Here is a 21,587-nt window from a genome sequence, read left to right on the forward strand (position 1 = left end):
GAAAAAGCACTGGAGCCGATCGTCGAACGCGGCCCGAAACTGCACCAGGCCGGCGAAGCCGGTTACCGCTGAGGAGCATCCATGCGACTACTCGTTCTTGGCACCGGGGTGATGGCGAAAAACCAGCTCGCCCGCTTCACCCTTATCGACGGCGTGACCGTGGTCGGTGCCGTCGACACCGATCCTGAGCGGCTGTCGGCCTTCGCCGACAAGTTCAACATCGAAAAGCGGTTTCTTTCACTGGAGGAGGCGATCGCCTGGGGTGAATTCGATGCGGCGACGAACGTTACGCCCGACCGCATCCATCACCCGACGACGATGGCGCTGATCGCCGCGGGCAAGCATGTGTTCTGCGAAAAGCCGCTGGCGGAGAATTATGCGAAGGCTTTGGAGATGACGGAGGCGGCCGAAAAGGCCGGCGTCATCAACATGGTGAACCTCACCTATCGCAACGTCGCGCCGCTGCAGCGCGCCCGCGAGATGGTGCTATCAGGCGAGCTCGGCACGATCCGGCACGTGGAAGCCTCCTATCTTCAGAGTTGGCTCGTGTCGCGCGCCTGGGGCGACTGGCGCACGGAATCGACCTGGTTATGGCGGCTTTCCACCGGCCACGGCTCGAACGGCGTGCTCGGCGACGTCGGCATCCATATCCTCGATTTCGCCGCCTATGGCGCGGCGACCGACATCGACCACGTCTTTGCGCGGCTGAAGACCTTCAACAAGGCGCCGGGTGGCCAGATCGGCGAGTATCTGCTTGATGCCAATGACAGCTTCACCATGTCCGTCGATTTCGCTAATGGCGCGCTCGGCGTCATCCACGCCAGCCGCTGGGCGACAGGGCATCTGAACGAGCTGAAGCTGCGCATTTATGGCGAGAGGGGCAGCCTCGAGGTCATCCATCGTCCCAGCGGTTCCGAGCTGCATGGCTGCCTCGGCGAGGGTGTCGAAACCGCCACCTGGACGCAGATCGAAGTGGAACCGGTGGCGACCAATTACGAGCGTTTTGCCGAGGCTGTGGCAAGCGGCATTCAGCCGGACCCGAACTTCCGCCACGCCGCCAACCTGCAGAAGGTGCTCGACCTCGCGATGGTGACCGAGCGTGAGCGGCGCGAGCTGAAGGTCTGATTGAGATATCAAACCGCTCGCGATAGGAACGTCGTGAGCGGTTTCCTCGCCGCACATCTTCGTAAGGCATAGGGCAACCCGCATGAAAAGCCTTCTGACAAGCTGGCCGCTTTGGGCGCTTCTTTCCGCCGGATTTGCGGCGCTCACGGCGATTTTTGCCAAAGTCGGCGTCGAGAACGTGAATTCCGACTTCGCGACCTTCATTCGCACCATCGTCATCCTGCTGGCGGCGGGAATGATGGTCTCTATCTCAGGCAATTGGCAGGAGCCGTCTTCGGTGTCGAGCAGGAGCTGGCTCTTCCTGGTGCTCTCCGGCCTTGCCACCGGCGCATCCTGGATTTGCTATTTCCGAGCCCTGAAGCTCGGTGATGCCGCCCGCGTCGCGCCGATCGACAAGCTGTCCGTCGTCTTCGTGGCCGTCTTTGCGGTGTTGTTCCTTGGCGAACGGCTCACGCTTCCGAACTGGCTTGGCGTCATTCTGATTGCGGGAGGCGCCGTGCTCGTCGCCTACAGGGCTTAACCGGCGACGAGCATAAGGCGTGTTCGCAACGGCACGAAAAGGCCCCGCCGAAGCGGGGCCGGAGGTGGCCGGGCGGCAGCAGACGGCCTCGGCGGGTTGATTATTCAATCACCTGCACCACGCGGTGGGTGCGGGGTTCGACGATCACGCGTTGATTGTTGATGACCGTATAGGCATATTTCGGATTGTCCGGCACCGGCGTGACGACGACATCAGCCGGAAGCGGCTTGCCGACAACGATCGGTTCCTGGACGACCACCGAGGCGGTGGGGGCCGGCTGCTGCTGGACATAGGTCACGACCTCGCGCGGCGGCGGATCGACGACCGCACCGGCGACACCGCCGGCTATACCGCCAACGGCAGCACCTACGGGACCACCGACGATCGCGCCGGTGATGGCGCCGCCGGCGGCACCGGTCACGGCTCCGTCAGCCAGAGCATTGGTGGCAAGCGACGACAGCGCAAGGGCGCTGGAGACAAGTAGGATCTTGTACATTTTGCTTCTCCTTTGCTGGGGTTGCGTTTGGGTAACGACCACGCCAATCCGAGGTTCCGGCAAGGGAGAGTCACGCTTTGGAAGGCCGGTTCACATTCTGTGAGGCGGCTGAAGCATCGGCCGAGACGGATTATTCCAGGCGCCGGCGGAACAGCCAGGCGGCGGCTGTGAGCGTCACGGCGGCGATCAGCGCCAGCGGGATCGTCTGGTGTACCACCTCGCTCAAGGGGATATCTTTGAGGAAAACGCCTTTGACGATCACCAGGAAATAGCGCAGCGGGTTGATCAGGGTGATCGGCTGCAGCCAGCCCGGCATGTTCTCGATCGGTGTCGCGAAGCCTGAAAGCAGCATGGCCGGGACCATGAACAGGAAGGCGCCGAGGATCGCCTGCTGCTGCGTCATCGACAGCGCCGAGATGAAGAGGCCGAGGCCGGCGACCGAACCGAGATAGAAGATCGCGCTGCCGTAAAGCAGGAAGAGCGAGCCGCGCAGCGGCACCTCGAAGAGGAAGACGGCGGCGAGGATATAGACGGTGATGTGGAAGAGCCCGATCATCATCGGCGGGATCAGCTTGCCGATCAGGATCTCGTGCATGCGCAGCGGCGAGACCATCAACTGGTCGAAGGTGCCGAGTTCGCGCTCGCGGGCGATCGACAAGGCCGTGACGATCAGGCCGATCAATAGCGCGATGCTGGCGATCAGGTTAGGCACCATGAACCATTGGTAGGTGAGGTTCGGGTTGAACCAGTTGCGCGGCACGGTCGAAACCGTCTCTGCGCCGGAGCGTTTGCCTGCCGGCGTCTCGGTGGCAAGCGCCGCGCCGATCTGCGAGAGATAACCCGCGACGATCTGCGAGGCGTTGGAGCGGCGGCCGTCGAGCACGACTTGCAGGTCGGCCGGCGTTCCCGCCTCGATGTTGCGCGAAAAATCCGGGCCGATCTCGACGGCGGCGATGACGGTCTGGTTGTCGATCGCCACCTGGACTTCGGCCTGGCTGGAGGCGACTTCGATCCGACGGAAGGTCGGCGAACCATCGATGCGCTCGATCAGCTCCTGGCTCCAATGGCCGCTGTCGCGGTTGAGGATCATCACGTCGACATTGCGGACTTCGAGCGTCGCCGCATAGGAGAAGACGAGAAGCTGGACGATCGGCGGGCCGATCAGGATCGCGCGGCCCTTGGGATCGCGCAGCACGGCGAGCAATTCCTTGACGATCAGGGCGTAGAGCCTTGTCCACATCTCAGCCGATCCTTTTTCTGGTGCTGCGGGCGGCAAGCATGAACATGACGCCGCCGATCGTCAGCATCACCGATATCGCCTTGACGAACATCGGCCAGATGTCGCCGGCGAGGAACACCGTTTGCAGGCTGGGGATCAGGTAACGCGCCGGCACGATGAAGGTGATCCACTGGATGACAGCAGGCATGGAATTGATCTCGAACAGGAAGCCCGACAGTAGAAAGGCCGGCAGGAAGGCTGATATCAGCGCCAGCTGCGAGGCGAGAAACTGGTTCTTCGTGGCCGTCGAAATCAGCAGGCCCTGGCCGAGCGCCGGGATCAGGAAGGCGGCCGACAGGGCGTAAAGAGCCGCGACGGAGCCGCGGAACGGCACGCCGAAGAGAAAGACCGCAAGCAGCACGCAGAGCGTCATCGAGGTGAGGCCGAGCAGGAAATAGGGCAGGATCTTGCCGGCGAGCAGTTCGACCGCCGTCACCGGCGTCGCCATCATCGCCTCCATGGTGCCGCGCTCCCACTCGCGGGCGACGACGAGCGAGGTCAGCAGTGTGCCCACAAGCGTCATGACGATGGCAATCGAGCCCGGCACCAGGAAATTGCGGCTGGTCAGTTCCGGGTTGAACCAGAAGCGCTGCTCGACTGCGATGGTGGGACTGCGGGAGGCGACATCCGCCTGCCTCTGCTGCTCCCAGTTGGCAACCGCGCCCTGCGCGTAATTCTGCACGAAATTCGCCGTGTTCGGGTCGGAGCCGTCGACGATGACCTGGATCGAGGGACGGTTGCCGGCGGTGTAACGCGTGGTGAAGTCGGCCGGGATGATGACGATGCCGCGCACCTTGCCGATCACGAGATCCTCCTCGAACAGGCGCCGGTCACGGCCGATCACCACATCGAAATAGCGCGAGGCCTGGAAACTGGCCGACAGATCCTGCGTCAGCGGCGTCATCTCTTCGGTCGCCAGGCCGATACGGGTGCGGGTGGTATCGAGCGAGACGCCGTAGCCGAAGAGAAATAGCAGGATCAGCGGCAGCACGAAGGCGATGAGGATGCTGCTCGGATCGCGGATCGCCTGCAAGCTTTCCTTGCGCACCAGGGCTGAAAGACGCCGAAGCCGGCCGGACTGGCTCATGCCGCATCCTCCGCTTCCGATTGCTGCACCAGCGCGATGAAGGCATCCTCCATCGTCGGGTCCGGCTGCTTCTTGGTGGCGACCCGGGCCTTTAATTCATCCGGAGAGCCGAGCGCGATCGAGCGGCCGCGATAGATCAGCGAGATGCGGTCGCAATATTCCGCCTCGTCCATGAAATGGGTGGTGACGAGCACGGTGACGCCCTTTTCCACCAGCCCATTGATATGCGTCCAGAACTCGCGCCGGGTGATCGGATCGACGCCGGAGGTCGGTTCGTCCAGGAATAGGGCGCGCGGTTCGTGCATGACGGCGCAGGCAAGCGCCAGGCGCTGCTTGAGGCCGAGCGGCAGGTCCTTGGCGGGCTCGCGGGCATGGCGGCCGAAATCGAAGATGTCGGCCATCAGTTCGATGCGCTCGCGCCTGTGCTGGCCGCGAAGGCCATAGACGCCGGCAAAGAATTCGAGGTTCTGCATGACGGTGAGATCGCCGTAGAGCGAGAATTTCTGCGCCATGTAGCCGAGCTGATTGCGGGCTTCGGCGGCATCGCGGCGAAGATCGAAACCGGCGACACGGCCTTCGCCGCCGGTCGGCTTCAACAGGCCGCAAAGCATTTTGAAGGTGGTGGATTTGCCGGCGCCATTCGGGCCGAGCAGGCCGAAGATCTCGCCGCGGCGGATATCGAAGCTGATATCGTCGGCGGCAGTGAAATCGCCGAAGCGCTTGGTCAGCCCCTTGGCCTCGATCACCGGTCGACCACCTTCGGCCTGCAGCGGCGCCTGCGCCTCGGCAAGCCTGGAGCGGCCGCCGGGGCCGCCGCCCAGCATGTCGACGAAGGCATCCTCGAAACGGGGCGGGGCAGGGGAAAGCGATGCGCGGTCGCCGGCCTTGCCGATATCGGGCCTCTTGCCGCTGGCGGCGACCAGGCGGATAGCCTCGCCCTGGATCACGCCGTCGATGACGCCATCGGCCTGAAGGAGTTCGGCGAGCACCTGCCGGCGGCGCCCGGTGACATCGGACACCCGGAAGACGCGGCCGTTGACGCGCTCGGTCATCTCCTGCGGTTTTCCCGAGAAGAGCAGTTTGCCCTGGTTCAAAAGCAGCACGTGGTCGCAGGCTTCGGCCTCGTCGAGATAGGCGGTAGACCAGACGACGCCGATACCTTCCTTCGTCAAGTTCTCGACCATCTTCCAAAGGTCGCGGCGTGAGATCGGGTCGACGCCGACGCCCGGCTCGTCTAGCAGCAGCAGGCGCGGCTTCTTCAGAAGCGCGCAGGCAAGGCCGAGCTTCTGCTTCATGCCGCCGGAAAGTTTGCCGGCGAGCCGGCCGGTGAAACGCTTCAGGTCGGTGAAGGTGAGCAGTTCGTCGAAGGCGCCGGCACGTTCGCTCTTCGGCAGGCCGCGCAGATCGGCGTAGAGATCGAGGTTTTCCTGCACCGAGAGGTCCTCATAGAGGCCGAAGCGCTGCGGCATGTAGCCGATCGCCGCTTGGATGCCGGCGGCATTCTTCCTGGTGTCGAAGCCGAGAACCTCCACCGCGCCCGTATCGGGCAGCATCAGGCCGGTCATCAGGCGGATCAGCGTCGTCTTGCCGGCGCCGTCGGGGCCGACGAGACCGGTGATCGCGCCGCCACCGATCGCGCCAGAGACGGCGTCGAGGGCGGGAGGCGCGTTGCCGAAGCGTTTGGTGACGCCGTCGATCCGGACGAGCGGCTTGTCGTCCCAACCTGTCTGGGGGGCGGTCCCGGCGGCGGTCATCGTCCGTCTGCCGCAGGCGCGGACAGGCGTACGGTGACCGGCATGCCCTGGCGCAGATCCGGGCCGGGCTTGTCGATGACGATCCTCAGGCGATAGACGAGGTCGGTTCTCAGTTCCGGCGTCTCCACCGATTTCGGGGTGAATTCGGCGACCGGCGAAATGAAGCCGATCGTGCCTTGATAGGGTTTGTCGGGCGCCGTATCGGAGGCGACTGATACCTTCATGCCGGGATGGATGCGGCCGAGATCGGGTTCCGCGACATAGCTGCGCACCCAGACGGGTTTTGTCAGGGACAAGACGAAGACGGTATCGGCCGGCGAGACGATCGCGCCGGTTTCCCGCACGCGGGAGAGGATGACGCCGTCATTTGCCGCACGCAGCTCGGTATCTTCAAGCGAGGTGCGGGCCGAGGCAAGCGTTGCTTCCGCCGCCTTCACCTGCGCGTCGGCGGCGGCGATATCCTCGATGCGCGAGCCCTCCAGCAGCAGCTTCAGCGCCTCGTTGGCGGAAGCGGAGCGGGCGGCGGCCATTGCCTTTGCGGCAGTTGCCTGGTCGAGGCTCGCTTCGGAAATCGTGCCTTGCGGGCGAAGCTGGCGGGCGCGCTCATAGGCGAGGTTGGCATTCTGCAGATCCGCGAGGCTTTCGTCATAGGCGGCGCGCGCCTGGGCGATCTCGGTCGGCCGCGGCCCGGCCTTCAGCTTGTCGAGCGTTGCGCGAAGCGCCGCGGCATTGGCCTCGCCGGAGCGGACGGCGAATTCATAGGGCGCGGCGTCGAGCTTCGCCAGGATCGTTCCGCTCTTGACCACGTCGCCCTCGTCGACACGGAGTTCGGAGAGGCGGCCGCTGACGCGGAACCCGAGCGAGACCTGGCGGATATCGACATTGCCGTAAAGCACGAATTCGCGGCGGGCCTCGGGCAGCCAGCCGAACCTTTCGGGCAGGCCGTACCACCAGGCGGCGCCTGCCGCAACGAGGAGAAGGACGACGAAGGGGAGGATGCGTTTCATGCTGCACCTCCTCTCGGCGGACCGAGGAGATCGACCAGTTCGGCGGCAAGGCCGCGCAAGGTGTCCACCTGTTCCGGGCCGACGGCGTCCCATTCCATCTGGGCGAGCACGGCTGCGTGGGTGACGCGAAAGACCAGGATACTGCCGAGAAGGTTGAAGGTGCGCAGGCGCACATGTTCCGAGCCGGGGTCTTCACGCAGGATGGCGCCGATCAGCCGTCGGCCCATCTCGATCATCGGCCGCATGATGCCCTGATAGACCCGTGTGAAGGCCTCGGTCGGCTCCATCTGCTCACGGATCAGGAAGCGCGCCCAGGATTCGGATTCCTTGCCGACGAAAAGCGTCACCATGGTTTGCAGAATTTCTGTGAGGAAGCGACGGGCTTCAGCTTCGGCGAGCCGTTCGCCGGCGGCGTCGAGCGCCAACAGATGCGCGCCGATGCGCGCCCTCATGTCGCCGACATGCGTGTCGATGCGGGCCATCAGATATTCGGCGGTGGCGAGGTAGAGACCTTCCTTGCTGCCGAAATAATAGGGGATGGCCTGCAGGTTGACGCCGGCGGCTTCGGTCAGTTGGCGCGTCGAGGCGCCGTCGAAGCCGTAGCGCCCGAAGACGTCGAGAGCGGCAGTCAGCATCTTCCGGCGCGCGATCTCGGCGCGGGCGGAAACTGGCGGAAGTTGGGCGTCATGCTCCTGGTTCATGACGGTTTTATAACATTGGCAAGAAAATAAGTCAATCGAATGATATATTTTGTGGAAGAGCCTGCAAACCCGAACATACATTGGCGAAGAAGAGGGCGATCAGCCGAATGGGCCGTTCAGCCCTCAACGTCGATCGTATTGGAGCTGTCCACGGGAAACGTTGGCGACAAAGGCAAAGAGGCCCGTGACGAACGGACCTCTCAGGGTTACTCAGGGTGGGCAGGAGAAACCAAGCCTCGGGGTTGGCTGCTAACAGGTAGCGATGCACTATCACTAATTTTGGCGACACTAATGTGTCTGGCGCCAATGTTGCGGGGCAAAAAGGTTTGGGTTTTTTTCTATTTCCACGGTCATTTTTTGACACAAAACTGCCTTGCTCTTTCCGTATCGCCGATGCGATGCGTATCCAAATTTATATTATCGCGCTCCTGCTCAGCGCCATCATGTGGTCGATCTCGTTCGATGCGGCGCGGGAATCCTATCATGCTGCGCAAAGTGCGGGATTGATGCCGAACCTGCATATCAACAAGAAACTGGATCGCATTCTGTAGACTGCGATGTTGGGCCGAGATTATCGGCACGTTTCGCCGACGTTGCATTCGCGGCCCGCCGGGCCGGCCAACCTATTTTTCCTGTGGATCCCCGGCCTTTTCCGAGAAAATCAAATTTCGTAAAATTTGATCGATCCGCTTAAAAGGCCTGAAAATACTGATGTGTAGAGTGGTCTCATGAAAGCGGCCGAAGCGTGGACAGACGCATCGATCGTTTGGAGCCGGGCGATGCAAAAGCCCGCCGATCCGCAAAACGGGGACTTCGACATGCACAAGACGCTCGCCGCCATCGCCTTGACTCTGACCATCACCGTCGCTGCCGGGCCGGCATTCGCCATCGGCCCCGCCAGCCTTGCCCGCGACCTGATGTACACCTCTGCCATTGGTCATTCGCCCGAGGTTCCGTTGACGACACGTGCCGGTTTCGTGCGCCCGGGCATGCCTTTCGTTCTGCGCAGCCCTGCGGAAGTCGAGGGTCAGGGCTATGAGCTCAAGACCTATCTCTCAGGTCGGGCCGTCGTCGACTACGTGTTCTCCCAGGCGGTCAACGCCGTGCATGCGGTGACGTTTCTCCGCTGACACTCCGGATCGGAAATAGGCTAGGCGCCGAGTTCGCCGCGCACGTCGAGATACCACTCGACGAAGGCCTTGACGCCGACATCCAAAGTCGTATCCGGCTTGTATCCCGTCAGTGCCACCAGCAGATCAGGGGCTGCGAAGGTGCGCGGCACGTCACCCTTCTGCATCGCCAGCATCTTGCGGATGGCAGGACGGCCGAGCGCCTTCTCCACCGTTTCGACGAAATCCATCAGGCTGACCGGCTGACCCCCGCCAATATTGACGACGCGAAAGGGCGCCTGACGCGAAAGCGTTTCAACGGCCACGTTGTTGAGACGGTTATCCTCGCTCGGGGCGATTGCCGATAGCCTGACGATCGCTTCGATCAGATCGTCGATATAGGTGAAATCACGGCTCATATTGCCTTCGCCGTAGATCTCGATCGGCTGGTCTTCGAGCATGTTCTTGGTGAATTTGAACAGTGCCATGTCGGGCCGGCCCCACGGACCATACACCGTGAAGAAACGAAAGGCCGTGGTCGGAATCTGGTGGAGATGGGCGTAGCTATGCGCCATCAGTTCCATCGATTTCTTCGTCGCGGCATAGATGGTCAGCGGTTCGTCGGCGCGATCGGTTTCGTGAAAGGGGACGGTCGCATTGGCGCCGTAGATCGACGATGTCGAGGCCAGCATCAGGTGGCGGATTTCGACGCGCCGGGCGATTTCCATGATGTTCCACGAGCCTTCGACGTTCGAACGAAGATAGGCCTCGGGATTTTCCAGGCTGTAGCGCACACCGGCCTGGGCGGCGAGGTGGATCAGGACGTCGGGCTTGGCTGCCAGAACAGCCGCTTCCAGCGCCGGCCGGTCCTCAAGCATTGAGATGACGGGTTTGAAGGCCGGAAACTGGGAGAGTGCTGCATGGCGCATCTCCTTGAGCTTGACATTGTAATAGGGAGTGAGGCCGTCGAAACCTGTGACGTCATGCCCTTCCTGCAGCAGGCGCCTGGCCAGATGAAAACCGATAAAGCCGGCAGTGCCTGTAATGAAGTAGCGCATTCCCACCTTTTCTCGACTCCTTGCCGACGGCAAAGAGCCGACTCCGTCTCACGTGCCCCCCACTTACAAGATAAGAAGAGGCCGAGTCGATAGGTCTTTGAAAGAGAAGGCGGCGGTCCAGGCAGTAGTCTTCGGCACATCCGCCCGCTGCCCTGCCGGATGAGGGAAAGGCCGTCGATATCGTCTGAAGGCCGGCCGCGGCCATCGGCTTTTATGCTGCATTGCGGCATGGTGGCCTGCATGTTATGGCCGGCGGGTCGTCTGTAAGCAGGTCAGGATCGATGAGAGAGATAATTTACTGGGTTCTCTGTGCGTTTCTGACCGTTGCCATCGCGATCGTGTCTCTACGCTATGTCACGAATTTCTGGCTGCTGTCCTTCCTCTACAGTTTTCAGATTCATTTCGGCGTCCTCTTTGTTATCGCCAGCCTCATCATTCTGGCTGTCAGGGGACGGATCTACGGCTTCGTCCTTCTGTTTGCCTCGCTTCTTCTCGTCGCTCACGGCGTCGTCATGCTGCGCGAGTTTTCGGAGGACGACAGAGGCGCGGACAGGCCGCCGCTTTTTCGCCTGATGTCGTTCAACATCGCGATCGACAACTGGAAAAACTCGACCGCAATCACCGACATGGTGGTCGCTTCGAATGCCGATGTCGTCAACTTGCTCGAAGCCAAGCCGCTGACATTCCATTTGCAGCAGCTGTTCAAGGCCTATCCCTATCACATCGGCTGCGACAACGGGAAGGATAGCTGCGATACGCTGGTGCTGTCCAAACGCCCGTTCGTCAGCCGGCAGGTCGCAAGCATGGGCAGTCTCAGGAAAGACAGGCTTGTGATATGGAGCGTCGAGTTTGGCGGCGAAACCATCAATCTGGTCTCGGCGCACCTGACCAAACCCTACTTCGATGATTTCCAGATGGCTGAATTGGAAGATCTCGGCAAAGCGCTGGGTTCGATCGACGGCCCTCTGGTGCTGGCAGGTGATTTCAACTCCGCGGTGATCGCCCCGAGCATCCAGGGTTTCCTGCGCGAACAGAAACTGAAAACGATCGTGCCGGAACCGGCAACATGGCCAGTCGGCGCCGGCTTGCTCGGGATCGCCATCGATCACATATTCGCCCGCGCGCCGCTTCATCTGACGTCGCTGAAACGTCTCGATGACAATCTTGGCTCGAACCATTCGGGCCTGATCGCTGAATTTGTTCTCGACAAGGATGGCGAAACTTCACCGGCAAGGTAAACTTGCCGGGGCAGGTTCCCTGCCTGGGCAAGGTGACTTGCCCAGGCAGGTAACCTGCCCCGGGCAAAGTCAAAATCGCGTTCTGCCGCCTTTCTTGTCGATCATCTGAAATTTCTCGCCGTCGGTCTTCACGTTGACGCAGTCGGTCGACTTATTGGGAAACCGGACGCAGACCTGGCCATTGGTTATCTTATAGCCGTTGGCGTTGCCCTTGCGATATTCGTAACCGTTGCTGCTTTCTTTCAGTTCCGACGTGCCCGGCAGGTGCTCGCGAATTTCGGCCTCGCTTGCGGTTCGCATTTTTGCGGTTTCGGCAAACGCCATTCCCGGTCCCATGATTGCAAGAAATCCGGCGAGGGCGGGCAAGATGCGCATCAGGGGGATATCTCCGGTCATGTCTTTCGGTGCGTCCATTCTACGAGAATTCCGATGGCGACTTCAACAGCAATGGTGGTCGCGCCGGAAAAGCCGGCGCATTGTTTGGATGAGACCCGCGATCCGGCCGCGACGTTAGGTTCTTCCGAACTCATCGACAATGCGGATGATGTCGTCCTCGCCGAGATAGGAGCCCGTCTGCACCTCGATCAGCTCGAGGACGATCTTGCCGGGATTGGCGAGACGGTGGACTTCGCCGAGCGGGATATAGACGCTTTCGTTCTCGCGCAGCATTCGAACGCTCTCGCCGACCGTCACCTCGGCGGTTCCCTTGACGACAACCCAATGTTCGGAGCGATGGTGGTGCTTCTGCAGCGAAAGCTTCTTGCCCGGCGTGACGAAGATGCGCTTCACCTGGAAACGGTCGCCGTTGAGGATCGAAGTGTAGCCGCCCCAGGGGCGGTAGGATGTCGGGTGGGTTTCGGCGAATTTCGCCGTAGCGGAAGAAGAGGCCAACATCTTGACCAGTTGCCCGACATTCTGGCTGTCTTTCAGCGGTCCGACATAGACGGCGTCCTCACTGGCGATGACGGCGACATCGTCCATGCCCTGGACAGCAAGATGCACGCCATGGGTCATGACGAGCGAATTGCGGGTATTGACGACGGTCGTATTGGCTGCCGCGACATTGCCGTTGTCATCGCGTTTGCCCGATTTCCAGACGGCGTCCCAGCTTCCCATATCCGACCACCGAAATGGCGAGGGGACAACGGCGGCTTTGGAGGTCTTCTCCATGATCGCATAGTCGATGGAAATATCGGGACTTTTGGCGAAATGGTCGGCGTCGAGGCGGGTAAAATCGAGATCGCGACTGGCCTTCGAAACGGCCTTGCTTGCCGCCTTCAGTACATCGGGCGCATATTCCTGCAATTCGGCGATGAGTTCCGTCACCGGGAACATGAAGATGCCGGAATTCCAGTAGAAGCCGCCGTCGGCGAGCATCTGTTCGGCCTTTTCCAATGCCGGCTTCTCCACGAAGCGCTTGACCTTATGGGCGCCGTTTTCGAGCGCATCGCCGATCTCGATATAGCCGTAACCGGTCGCCGGCTCGGTGGGGTTGATGCCGAAGGTAACCAGCTTGCCGTCGGCTGCCGCGTCGCGGGCGATATGGATGCAATCGAAATAACTCTTGTCGGCGAGGATCTCGTGATCCGAGGCGAGCATCTGGATGATCGTATCCTTGCCGAAGAGCTCGCCAGCCAGCGTTGCGGCAGCGGCGACCGCTGCGGCGGTGTTGCGGGCGACCGGTTCGAGCAGCACGGCAGCGAGCGGGACGGCCAGCTCGCGGGCCTGCTCGGCGACCAGGAAGCGGAATTCCTCATTGGTGACGACGATCGGAGCTTCATAGAACTCCGGGTTGGAAACGCGTTCAAGGGTCGCCTGAAACAGCGTCTTGTCGCCGACGAACTGGATGAATTGTTTCGGTGCGGTGGCCCGGGAAAGCGGCCAGAGCCGCGTGCCTTTGCCGCCGGCCATGATCACGGGAACGATTTTCTGCGTCATAGGCGGGTTCCTTGAAATAAACGGCTTGATCGTGGCATGTTTAGCGGGCCTCTGCCCAGTCTCTTATTCGGGTTAGCCCGGCATCCAGCAGCTCCAGAGCTGCAGCTTCGCCGCCGGCTTCCACATAGCAGCGCATCTCAGGTGCATTGCCGGAGGGGCGGAAATGGATGATCCCGCCATCCTTCAGCGTCACGCGAAGTCCGTCGATGTCGGATTTCGTCGCCAGCTCGCCGATTGGCTGCAGGAAAGCCCGGAGATTTTCATTGGAGGCGCGCAGATGCTCCATCAGCGCCGCGCTCGTCTCCACCGGAAAATTCTCCAGGCGATCGGCGGCGGCAAAGGGCAGGTGATAAGAGGCGGCAACGGCAGAAAGCGGCTGCTTGCGGATGGCGGCGAGTGACAGGATCGCGAGTATCGGGATAAAACAATCGCGCGTCGGCAAGGCGCGCACGGCACGGCCGTTGATATCGAAGGGGGTTGCGGTCAGCAGCCCGCCATTGGCCTCAAAGCCCATGACATGGTCCGCGCCGGCCGCTACCGCCTCTTCCATGCCTGCGATGACGAAGGGCGAGCCGACGCGGGTGCGCCTGACGGTGAAGGAGCCTGCGGCCTCGATGCCGGAATTGGAGGTCACCGGTGTCACCACCGTGCCGGCGCCGAGAAAATTGGCTGCGACAAGGCCGAGAAGGTCGCCGCGCAGCGGCGTGCCGGTTTCGTCCGCGACCAGCGGGCGGTCGCCGTCGCCATCGGTCGAGACGATCGCATCGAACGTGTGATCGGACGTCCAGCGCTTCATCAGCGTGATCGTCTCGTCGGAAACGGCTTCGGTGTCGACCGGAATGAAACTCTCCGAACGTCCGAGAGCGGTGATCTCGGCGCCGTAATGGGCGAGAACATCGACCAGCAGATCGCGGGCGACGGTGCTGTGCTGGTAGACGCCGATCTTCAGGCCGGAGAGCGCGCCTTGCGGAAGCAAGGCGGCATTGCGTTCGAAAAAGAGCTGCCGGCAGATCGCCTCATGATTTTCGGTCTTGGCCGGTGCCTCTGCAACGGCCTCGCCTGTTCGTTCGATCTCGGCCGCCCATGCCGTGATTGCTGCCTCGTCCGATTTGTCGATTTCGCCATCCGGGCGATAGAACTTGATGCCGTTGCGGTCCGCCGGAATATGCGAGCCCGTGATCATCAGGCATGCGGCGTTGCTTTCGAGGCCAGAAAGGGCAAGCGCCGGTGTCGGCACATTGCCGCAGTCGAATAGCCGGAAGCCGAGCGCGGCGAGTGCGCCGGCACAATTTCCGGAGATATCCGGGCTCGAATCGCGAAAATCGCGGCCGATCAGAATGGTATCGCCGAGCTGCGCCTTGCCGGTCTGCAGCAGATATTTGCCGAACGCCGTCGCATAAAGCGCAGAGGCGCGTCCCTTGAGATCCACTGAAAGTCCGCGAAGGCCGCTCGTGCCGAATTTCATTTGAAGAGATGTCTCCGGTTTACGATCAAGGTTCTACTCAGGCCGCCTGCCGGCGTAAATACCGAAGCCGTCATATAGTTAAACACGAACGACGATGCCTCGGACAGCCTCTCGTAGTCTTCTTTCGCCGATTCTAAAGGCGTAGACCCATCGCCGACAGGCATTGCAGCGTAGATCGATTTTGTTAGAACCGTGTGTCCGTTGTTTCGTCATATGCGAAGGGTTTGCTGGATGAGCGATACATCAGTCAGTCTCGAAGAGAGCTGGAAGGCCGCCTTGGCGGGGGAGTTCTCGAGCCCCTATATGCAGCAACTCAAATCCTTTCTTGTCGCGCAGAAGCAGGTCGGCAAGCGGATTTTCCCCCGGGGCAGTGAATATTTCCGCGCCCTCGACCTGACCCCGATCTCCAGCGTCAAGGTCGTCATTCTCGGCCAGGACCCCTATCACGGGCTGGGGCAAGCCCACGGGCTGTGCTTCAGTGTGCGGCCGGGCGTGCGCATACCGCCCTCCCTTGTCAATATCTATAAGGAGATGGAGACGGATCTCGGCATCGCGCCGGCGCGCCACGGCTTTCTCGAACATTGGGCAAGGCAGGGCGTGCTGCTGCTGAACAGCGTGCTGACCGTCGAAGAAGGGCAGGCGGCGGCCCACCAGGGCAAAGGGTGGGAGAAATTCACCGACGCTGTCATCCGTAAGGTCAACGATGAGTGCGAATCCGTCGTCTTCATGCTCTGGGGCTCCTACGCCCAGCGCAAGGCCGCCTTCGTCGATACGACGCGGCATCTGGTGCTGAAGGCGCCGCACCCCTCGCCGCTTTCGGCCCATAACGGGTTTTTCGGCTGCGCGCATTTTTCGAAGGCGAATGCCTTCCTGCGGTCACGCGGACGCGCGCCGATCGACTGGCAATTGCCGGCCGATCCGCATGGCAGCTGAGCGTGAACACAGGCGAGGGTTCGTTCACTAAAAGAAGACAATGCGTTTTGCTCCAAGGGTCTGTTCCCGGGGCGCTCTAGCGCGCATCTTAGCCTCATCGAAAGCCCGCAACGGCGGGCAAGAAAGGGGGCTTACATGCTCGATCAGATCAGGGGTTTGCACCACGTCACGTCGATGGCGGAGGACGCCCGCACCAACAACCAGTTCTTCACCCATGCGCTCGGCCTGCGCCGCGTCAAGAAAACGGTGAATTTCGACGCGCCCGATGTCTATCACCTCTATTATGGCGACGAGACCGGTGCGCCCGGCACTGTAATGACCTATTTCCCGTTCCCGAAGATGGCGCAGGGCCGTCCAGGCACCGGCGAGGTCGGCACGACGGTGTTTTCCGTTCCGCAAGGCTCGCTCGGCTTCTGGAGCGATCGCTTTGCTGCGCTCAAGATCGGCGGCCTGAAGGCCGAGGAAAGCTTCGGCGAAAAGCGGCTGAACTTCTCCGGTCCCGATGGCGACGGCTTCGCGCTGGTCGAGGTCAAGGACGACGCCCGCCAGCCGTGGACGCATGGCGGCATCAGCGAAGACCACGCCATTCGCGGTTTCCACTCCGTCGCCATGCGGCTGCGGGACGAGGGCGCCACCGCCGAACTCCTGAAGTTCATGGGCTATGAGGTCGGAGAGGAAAGAGACGGCGTCAAGCGGCTTATCAAGCCGGACGGCAACGGCGCGCATCTCATCGATCTCGAGACCATGCCGAACATTGCCCGTGCGCTTCCCGGTGCCGGCTCCGTCCACCACGTCGCCTTCGCCGTCGAGAACCGCGAGAAGCAGCTCGAAGTGCGCAAGGCGTTGATGGACACCGGCTATCAGGTCACGCCGGTGATCGACCGCGATTATTTCTGGGCGATCTATTTCCGCACGCCGGGTGGCGTGTTGTTCGAGGTCGCGACCAATGAGCCAGGCTTTAACCGCGACGAGGATACCGCCCATCTCGGCGAAGCCCTGAAGCTGCCGCAGCAGCACGCCCATCTTCGCGCGCTGCTCGAACAGCACCTGCAGCCGCTCGAAGCGTAAGGAGAGGCGATATGACCGAAACTGGATATGTGCACCGGCTGCATGCCGGTGCGCCTGATAAACCGATCTTGCTGGTGCTGCACGGCACCGGTGGCGACGAGAACCAGTTCTTCGATTTGGGCCGGCGCCTGCTGCCCGAAGCAACGGTTCTCTCGCCGCGCGGCGACGTTTCGGAATATGGCGCGGCGCGGTTCTTCCGGCGCACCGGAGAGGGGGTTTACGACATGGCCGACCTTTCCCGGGCGACGGAGAAGATGGCCGCCTATGTCAAGGCATTGGCTGACGAGCACCAGGCTTCCGAGATTTTCGGCCTGGGTTTTTCGAACGGCGCAAACATTCTTGCCAATGTGCTGATCGAGAAGGGTATCTTCGATGCCGCAGTTTTGATGCACCCGCTCATTCCGTTTCAGCCCGAAGCCCAGGCAACGCTTGCGGGGAGAAAGGTGCTGGTGACTGCCGGCCAACGAGATCCGATCGCTCCCGTCCCCATGACCGAGGCGCTATCGGCGCACCTGAAGAACCGCGGGGCGGAGGTGCGGGTGGTCTGGCATCCCGGTGGCCATGAGATTGCCCCGCTCGAGATCAATGCGGTCCGCGATTTCTTCAGCAGTGATTGACGGCGTGCCACCAGTCGGTTTGTGACAGGTTGGCGGGACCGGCATGTGCCGGTCCCGCATCTTTTTGAACCGATGGTCCTGTCGTCGTTGATGGACAAGAGATCAGGGGCGAGGAGGATATTTGCCCCTGATGGCCTTCATGTAAAAATTCCCCGGGGATTCGGCCATCGTCAAACCGACGACCACTCCTTTGGGAACGCCTTCATATTCTCGCCTCTGACCGTTTGTCAGGTAGACCCGTAGATGCCGGCTGTCTTCGTCGTAGGTGATCGCCTCGATAAGTTTCGAATCAACCGCAGTTTCCACTTTGCACCCCGCAGTTTGGGATCTGAGATTTCTGGTGAAGAATGTTATTCACGCTCGCAATACGCCATCATCATGCGCCGCCGCAGTAGCGTCAAGCATGATAAGCTTAAACGTTCATTTTTTTCTACAAGCTCTCGTTATAGTTGATTTATGCAGCTTTTTCGGCGGCGCTGTCTGTGGAAATCAGATTGCCGGAAATTCTTCAGCTCAGAGAACTGGTGACTGATACAGCCGCTGATGGCGCGAACATTATGGTTTAACGCCGAATTAACCGTCATAAACCAAAATACAGCGCAATATTAACCCGTGATACCCTTCGAAAATGACCGAATACAAATTGCCGTTTCTCGCAATAGTAAATTCGCTGTCGCGGGCGCGTCGCGTGAGCGCGAGCCGAGGTGCCCCCCGAAAGCCGATCTGCGTGCCAAGATTGCCCGAAGATGACGATGTGAGAATCGGGTGATTCGACGCGACGGTGCCGTGTCCGGTGGGAGAGACCGTTCTGGCAGTCGTTCACAGTCGGTGCAGCAGATAGCGAAGGATTATATCGTTGCGAATATGGCAACCGGTTGCGGTTACAATTTCGATGAGGCCGTGATCAGGCCAACTTCTTTTTGAACACTGAGCCTCATGCCCGTGCGGGATGGGTAGAAAATGGAGCTTCTCCGACAACCTCATGTGCTGTCGGATCTCATAAATGGATTATATGTTTAACTATCTCGGGCCGTGGCGACAACAGATATCGATATTGGCCGGCAGCCGCAAAGGACGCGCTCGGCTGACGTTTGCCGAAGGCGAATTCGCTGCGGTCTACGCGATGAGCGATGTTCACGGATGTTATAACGAACTCATCGAGGCACATCGCCGCATCGAGGAGGATGCCGCGCGCATTCCGGGGCCGAAACTTATCGTCATGCTCGGCGACTATGTCGACCGCGGGCCTGATTCGAGCGCTGTGCTGGAGTTCCTGAGCAAGGCCCCGCCGCCGGGATTTCAGCGTTTCGCTCTGTGCGGCAATCACGACGCGGAGCTGGTGAAGCTCTATCGCAAACCGGCGCACATTCTTGAATGGCTCGGCTTTGCCGGGACGGAGACGCTGCACTCATACGGTATCGATATCGAGCATCTGCTGCAGTCGGTGGCGGGAAGCGAAATGATTGCCCGCGTCATTCGCAACATGATCCCCGAGCGGCATATCCAGTTCCTGGAATCGCTGCCGATCATGCTGCGGATGGGAAGGGTGGTCTTTGTCCATGCCGGCATCAAACCGGGCATAGACCTCAAGAGGCAGAGGGACAGCGACCTGATGTGGATCCGCCAACCCTTCCTGGATGAGGGGCCGCAGCTTCCCGTCCTCGTGATCCATGGACATACGCCGGGGCGAATCCCGACATTCGGCCCGCAACGCATCGGTATCGACACCGCGGTTTCGGCGACGGGCCGGTTAACTGTGCTGACGATCAAGGGAACGCGGGTCGGGATCCTCAATTAGGCATACCGCCCGGAACGGTTTACGCTTTTCGGCGCCATGCTCCAAAGCAGACGCCGCGGGCTTATGCTCCGCGGCGTCAGGATGATTACCGATTTACCAGGACCTGTCAGGTGTTTGTCGATTCCTGATAGAGATTGGTGCCGATGCCGGTGTAGTTAAAACCGTGTTTGCGGACCTCGTCGCTGCGGTAGATATTGCGCAGGTCGACCAGGACCGGGGCGTGCATCGCCTGCTTCAGGCGATTGAAATCGAGCGCGCGGAACTGGTTCCATTCGGTGACGATGACAAGCGCATCCGCACCGGCGGCTGCTTCATAGGGCCCGCTCGCATATTCGATGTTCTCGATCACCTTGCGGGCGTTGTCCATGCCTTCGGGATCGTAGCCGACCACCTGGGCGCCGGCGTCCTGCAGGGTCTGGATGACGGCAATCGCCGGGCTGTCGCGCATGTCGTCGGTGTTCGGCTTGAAGGTCAGGCCGAGAATCGCGATCTTCTTACCGCGAATGTCTCCGCCGACGGCTGCGATCACTTTCCGTCCCATCGCCCGCTTGCGGTTGTCGTTGATCGAGATCGTCGTCTCGATCAGACGGACCGGCGCGTCGTAATCCTGCGCCGTCTTGGCAAGGGCAAGCGTATCCTTGGGGAAGCACGAGCCGCCGTAACCCGGCCCGGCATGCAGGAACTTGGCGCCGATACGGCCATCGAGACCGATGCCGCGTGAAACATCCTGGACGTTTGCGTCGACCCGCTCGCAGAGATCGGCGATCTCGTTGATGAAGGTGATCTTCATCGCAAGGAATGCATTGGCCGCATATTTGATCAGTTCCGAGGTGCGGCGGGTGGTGAAGACCAGAGGGGCCTGGTTGAGGTAAAGCGGACGATAGACCTCGGTCATGGTTTCGCGCGCCCGGTCGTCATTCAGGCCGACGACGATACGGTCGGGACGCTTGAAATCTTCGATCGCCGCGCCTTCGCGCAGGAACTCCGGGTTGGAAACGACGGCGACGTCCGCCGCAGGATTGGTTTCGCGCATGATGCGCTCGACTTCGTCGCCGGTGCCGACCGGCACCGTCGACTTGGTGACGATCACGGTGAAGCCTTCCACATAGGTGGCAATCTCGCGTGCAGCCGCATAGACATAGGAGAGGTCTGCGTGGCCGTCGCCGCGCCGGGATGGCGTGCCGACTGCGATGAACACGACGTCGGCGCTGCGGACGCTTTCGCCGACATCCGTCGAAAACGATAGCCGGCCAGTGCTGGTATTTTCGGCGACCAATTGCTCCAGACCCGGCTCGTAGATCGGAATGCGGCCTTCGCGAAGGGCTTCGATCTTACTCAGATCCTTGTCGACGCAGATGACGTCGTGGCCGAAATCCGCGAAGCAAACGCCTGAAACGAGGCCGACATAGCCTGATCCAATCATCGTGATGCGCATATTTCCCTCAAATCATTGGAGTAGAACGTCATGCTGCGTCGCAGCATGACGTTGGTCATACTGAATCTGGGTGAAAAGACAATATCGAAGATCGCTTGATACCCACATCGAACATCGAACTGGGGGCACGACAACGCGTTGCCGGCTACCCCCTCGACAGCAGAAACATAGGTTTGTGTGGGCAATGTGACAAGTCGAGCCGTTCGTCAGAGCCGGCTCGACGTCAATTCCGGAGACCGAGTTCGGTGTTCCCGTAGCCCAAGCGTCTACAGCCGGTACCAGACATAGGGGTCTGTCCCCGATTGAATCTTGTCCCAGCGCAGATCGGTATCCCGCCAGTTCTTGATGCTGCTTTTCCTGTTGTCGAGCACGAGGTCACCCTTGTCGGTTCTGACCACGAGAACCGCATGTCCTTCACCGGAGGGTGTATATGCCGTTGCGATTCGCAAAGCGCGCGATGACCAGCCCATCGCGATCAGCCGGCTGCGCTTGGTCAAGGCGAAATCTTCGCAGTCGCCGCTGCGAACATTCACCTTCCAGACATCGCCGTTCAGTTCGCTACTGGAGTCGTTGCGGCCGATCATGGTCCGATTGACGGTGCTGTTCACGTTTTTCAGCTGCAGCATCTGCTCGTCGGTGAGCGCAACGACCGAGAGACCATTGTTGTCACGGCATTCGGCCGGGTTCTGGGCGCAGAACAATACCTGGGCGAAGGGCGGGATGATCTTGCCTTTTTCGGAGATATAGCTGACCGCCGAACTACCGTTCAGGCCGCGGGCGAAACCTGCGGGACCGGCGGCAAATGCCGAGCACGCATTACCTGCTGTAAAGGCCAGCGCCAGAAGTGTAACGAACGTTTTCTTCATCTGTTAAATCCCTGTTCAGGGCAACCGATTGAGATCAGGCTTGCCTTTTTTCTCGGTCAATGGCATGGCGATCTGATGATCTGCCAAGTATTG

The 21,587-nt window shown here is 60.9% G+C and carries 22 protein-coding genes; 9 read left to right on the forward strand and 13 right to left on the reverse strand.

All coding sequences use genetic code 11. The annotated features are described in order from the left end of the window. The first annotated feature begins 81 nt into the window (after positions 1 to 81). Both CO667_RS23430 and CO667_RS23435 read left to right on the forward strand, forming a co-directional pair. Positions 82 to 1,125 carry a Gfo/Idh/MocA family oxidoreductase gene (locus tag CO667_RS23430; protein ID WP_097620696.1) on the forward strand — a complete coding sequence of 348 codons (1,044 nt, stop codon included), beginning with the start codon at positions 82 to 84 and terminating at the stop codon, positions 1,123 to 1,125. A gap of 82 nt (positions 1,126 to 1,207) precedes the next feature. Next, a complete protein-coding gene (locus tag CO667_RS23435) occupies positions 1,208 to 1,645 on the forward strand; it encodes an EamA family transporter (protein ID WP_097620697.1) in 438 nt (145 codons plus the stop codon). Positions 1,646 to 1,745: 100 nt separating this feature from the next. On the opposite strand, the gene CO667_RS23440 is transcribed toward CO667_RS23435, so the two are convergent. The 6 genes from CO667_RS23440 to CO667_RS23465 form a co-directional block, all read right to left on the reverse strand. After that, positions 1,746 to 2,141, reverse strand: a complete 396-nt coding sequence (locus tag CO667_RS23440; RefSeq protein WP_097620698.1) for a DUF1236 domain-containing protein — start codon at positions 2,139 to 2,141, stop codon at positions 1,746 to 1,748. Positions 2,142 to 2,271: 130 nt separating this feature from the next. Then, positions 2,272 to 3,381, reverse strand: a complete 1,110-nt coding sequence (locus CO667_RS23445) for an ABC transporter permease (RefSeq protein ID WP_097620699.1) — start codon at positions 3,379 to 3,381, stop codon at positions 2,272 to 2,274. A 1-nt stretch (position 3,382) separates the two neighbouring features. Next, on the reverse strand, positions 3,383 to 4,507 hold the full coding sequence (locus CO667_RS23450; protein WP_097620700.1) for an ABC transporter permease: 1,125 nt from the start codon (positions 4,505 to 4,507) through the stop codon (positions 3,383 to 3,385). Next, positions 4,504 to 6,261, reverse strand: a complete 1,758-nt coding sequence (locus CO667_RS23455) for an ATP-binding cassette domain-containing protein (RefSeq protein ID WP_097620701.1) — start codon at positions 6,259 to 6,261, stop codon at positions 4,504 to 4,506. Before CO667_RS23455 ends, CO667_RS23450 begins: the two co-directional genes overlap by 4 nt. Beyond that, the gene (hlyD, locus tag CO667_RS23460; protein WP_097620702.1) at positions 6,258 to 7,268 is read right to left on the reverse strand and encodes a secretion protein HlyD; all 1,011 of its coding nucleotides are present in this window, start codon (positions 7,266 to 7,268) and stop codon (positions 6,258 to 6,260) included. Before hlyD ends, CO667_RS23455 begins: the two co-directional genes overlap by 4 nt. Continuing rightward, the gene (locus tag CO667_RS23465; RefSeq protein ID WP_097620703.1) at positions 7,265 to 7,969 is read right to left on the reverse strand and encodes a CerR family C-terminal domain-containing protein; all 705 of its coding nucleotides are present in this window, start codon (positions 7,967 to 7,969) and stop codon (positions 7,265 to 7,267) included. The genes hlyD and CO667_RS23465 overlap by 4 nt, the downstream gene beginning before the upstream one ends. Positions 7,970 to 8,262: 293 nt before the next feature. Here CO667_RS23465 and CO667_RS23470 point away from each other — a divergent pair, with 293 nt between their 5' ends. Both CO667_RS23470 and CO667_RS23475 read left to right on the forward strand, forming a co-directional pair. Then, entirely contained in the window at positions 8,263 to 8,520 is a 258-nt protein-coding gene (locus CO667_RS23470; protein WP_143540744.1) for a hypothetical protein, read from the forward strand. Positions 8,521 to 8,697: 177 nt separating this feature from the next. Then, the gene (locus CO667_RS23475) at positions 8,698 to 9,099 is read left to right on the forward strand and encodes a hypothetical protein (protein ID WP_245433240.1); all 402 of its coding nucleotides are present in this window, start codon (positions 8,698 to 8,700) and stop codon (positions 9,097 to 9,099) included. Between the two features lie 20 nt (positions 9,100 to 9,119). Here the strand turns inward: CO667_RS23475 and CO667_RS23480 are convergent, their stop codons facing one another. Beyond that, on the reverse strand, positions 9,120 to 10,136 hold the full coding sequence (locus CO667_RS23480) for an NAD-dependent epimerase/dehydratase family protein (RefSeq protein WP_097620705.1): 1,017 nt from the start codon (positions 10,134 to 10,136) through the stop codon (positions 9,120 to 9,122). 281 nt (positions 10,137 to 10,417) lie between these two features. Between CO667_RS23480 and CO667_RS23485 the strand changes: the two genes are divergently transcribed. Continuing rightward, positions 10,418 to 11,374, forward strand: coding sequence for an endonuclease/exonuclease/phosphatase family protein (locus CO667_RS23485; RefSeq protein WP_097620706.1), 957 nt, complete (start codon positions 10,418 to 10,420; stop codon positions 11,372 to 11,374). Between the two features lie 69 nt (positions 11,375 to 11,443). Here CO667_RS23485 and CO667_RS23490 read toward each other — a convergent pair whose 3' ends face one another. From CO667_RS23490 to CO667_RS23500, 3 genes are all read right to left on the reverse strand, one after another. Further along, entirely contained in the window at positions 11,444 to 11,749 is a 306-nt protein-coding gene (locus CO667_RS23490; protein ID WP_097620826.1) for a hypothetical protein, read from the reverse strand. Between the two features lie 135 nt (positions 11,750 to 11,884). After that, positions 11,885 to 13,312: a mannose-1-phosphate guanylyltransferase/mannose-6-phosphate isomerase gene (locus CO667_RS23495; protein WP_097620707.1), complete on the reverse strand. Its 1,428-nt coding sequence runs from the start codon at positions 13,310 to 13,312 to the stop codon at positions 11,885 to 11,887. 40 nt (positions 13,313 to 13,352) lie between these two features. Beyond that, entirely contained in the window at positions 13,353 to 14,777 is a 1,425-nt protein-coding gene (locus tag CO667_RS23500) for a phosphomannomutase (protein WP_097620708.1), read from the reverse strand. Between the two features lie 231 nt (positions 14,778 to 15,008). On the opposite strand from CO667_RS23500, the gene ung reads away from it, so the two are divergent. From ung to CO667_RS23515, 3 genes are all read left to right on the forward strand, one after another. Beyond that, positions 15,009 to 15,710: a uracil-DNA glycosylase gene (ung, locus tag CO667_RS23505; protein ID WP_097620709.1), complete on the forward strand. Its 702-nt coding sequence runs from the start codon at positions 15,009 to 15,011 to the stop codon at positions 15,708 to 15,710. Positions 15,711 to 15,845: 135 nt separating this feature from the next. Further along, positions 15,846 to 16,778, forward strand: coding sequence for a VOC family protein (locus tag CO667_RS23510; RefSeq protein ID WP_097620710.1), 933 nt, complete (start codon positions 15,846 to 15,848; stop codon positions 16,776 to 16,778). Between the two features lie 11 nt (positions 16,779 to 16,789). Further along, positions 16,790 to 17,395 (forward strand): alpha/beta hydrolase, encoded by a 606-nt coding sequence (locus tag CO667_RS23515; RefSeq protein ID WP_097620711.1) that lies wholly within the window; start codon positions 16,790 to 16,792, stop codon positions 17,393 to 17,395. Between the two features lie 102 nt (positions 17,396 to 17,497). Here CO667_RS23515 and CO667_RS23520 read toward each other — a convergent pair whose 3' ends face one another. Continuing rightward, on the reverse strand, positions 17,498 to 17,749 hold the full coding sequence (locus CO667_RS23520; protein WP_097620712.1) for a KTSC domain-containing protein: 252 nt from the start codon (positions 17,747 to 17,749) through the stop codon (positions 17,498 to 17,500). 649 nt (positions 17,750 to 18,398) lie between these two features. On the opposite strand from CO667_RS23520, the gene CO667_RS23530 reads away from it, so the two are divergent. Beyond that, positions 18,399 to 19,193: a metallophosphoesterase gene (locus CO667_RS23530; protein WP_097620714.1), complete on the forward strand. Its 795-nt coding sequence runs from the start codon at positions 18,399 to 18,401 to the stop codon at positions 19,191 to 19,193. 106 nt (positions 19,194 to 19,299) lie between these two features. On the opposite strand, the gene CO667_RS23535 is transcribed toward CO667_RS23530, so the two are convergent. Beyond that, positions 19,300 to 20,628, reverse strand: a complete 1,329-nt coding sequence (locus CO667_RS23535; RefSeq protein ID WP_097620715.1) for a UDP-glucose/GDP-mannose dehydrogenase family protein — start codon at positions 20,626 to 20,628, stop codon at positions 19,300 to 19,302. A gap of 266 nt (positions 20,629 to 20,894) precedes the next feature. Next, positions 20,895 to 21,494 carry a transglutaminase-like cysteine peptidase gene (locus CO667_RS23540; protein ID WP_097620716.1) on the reverse strand — a complete coding sequence of 200 codons (600 nt, stop codon included), beginning with the start codon at positions 21,492 to 21,494 and terminating at the stop codon, positions 20,895 to 20,897. Positions 21,495 to 21,587 lie beyond the last annotated feature (93 nt).

This window comes from Rhizobium sp. L43, assembly GCF_002531725.1.
GTDB lineage: Bacteria > Pseudomonadota > Alphaproteobacteria > Rhizobiales > Rhizobiaceae > Rhizobium.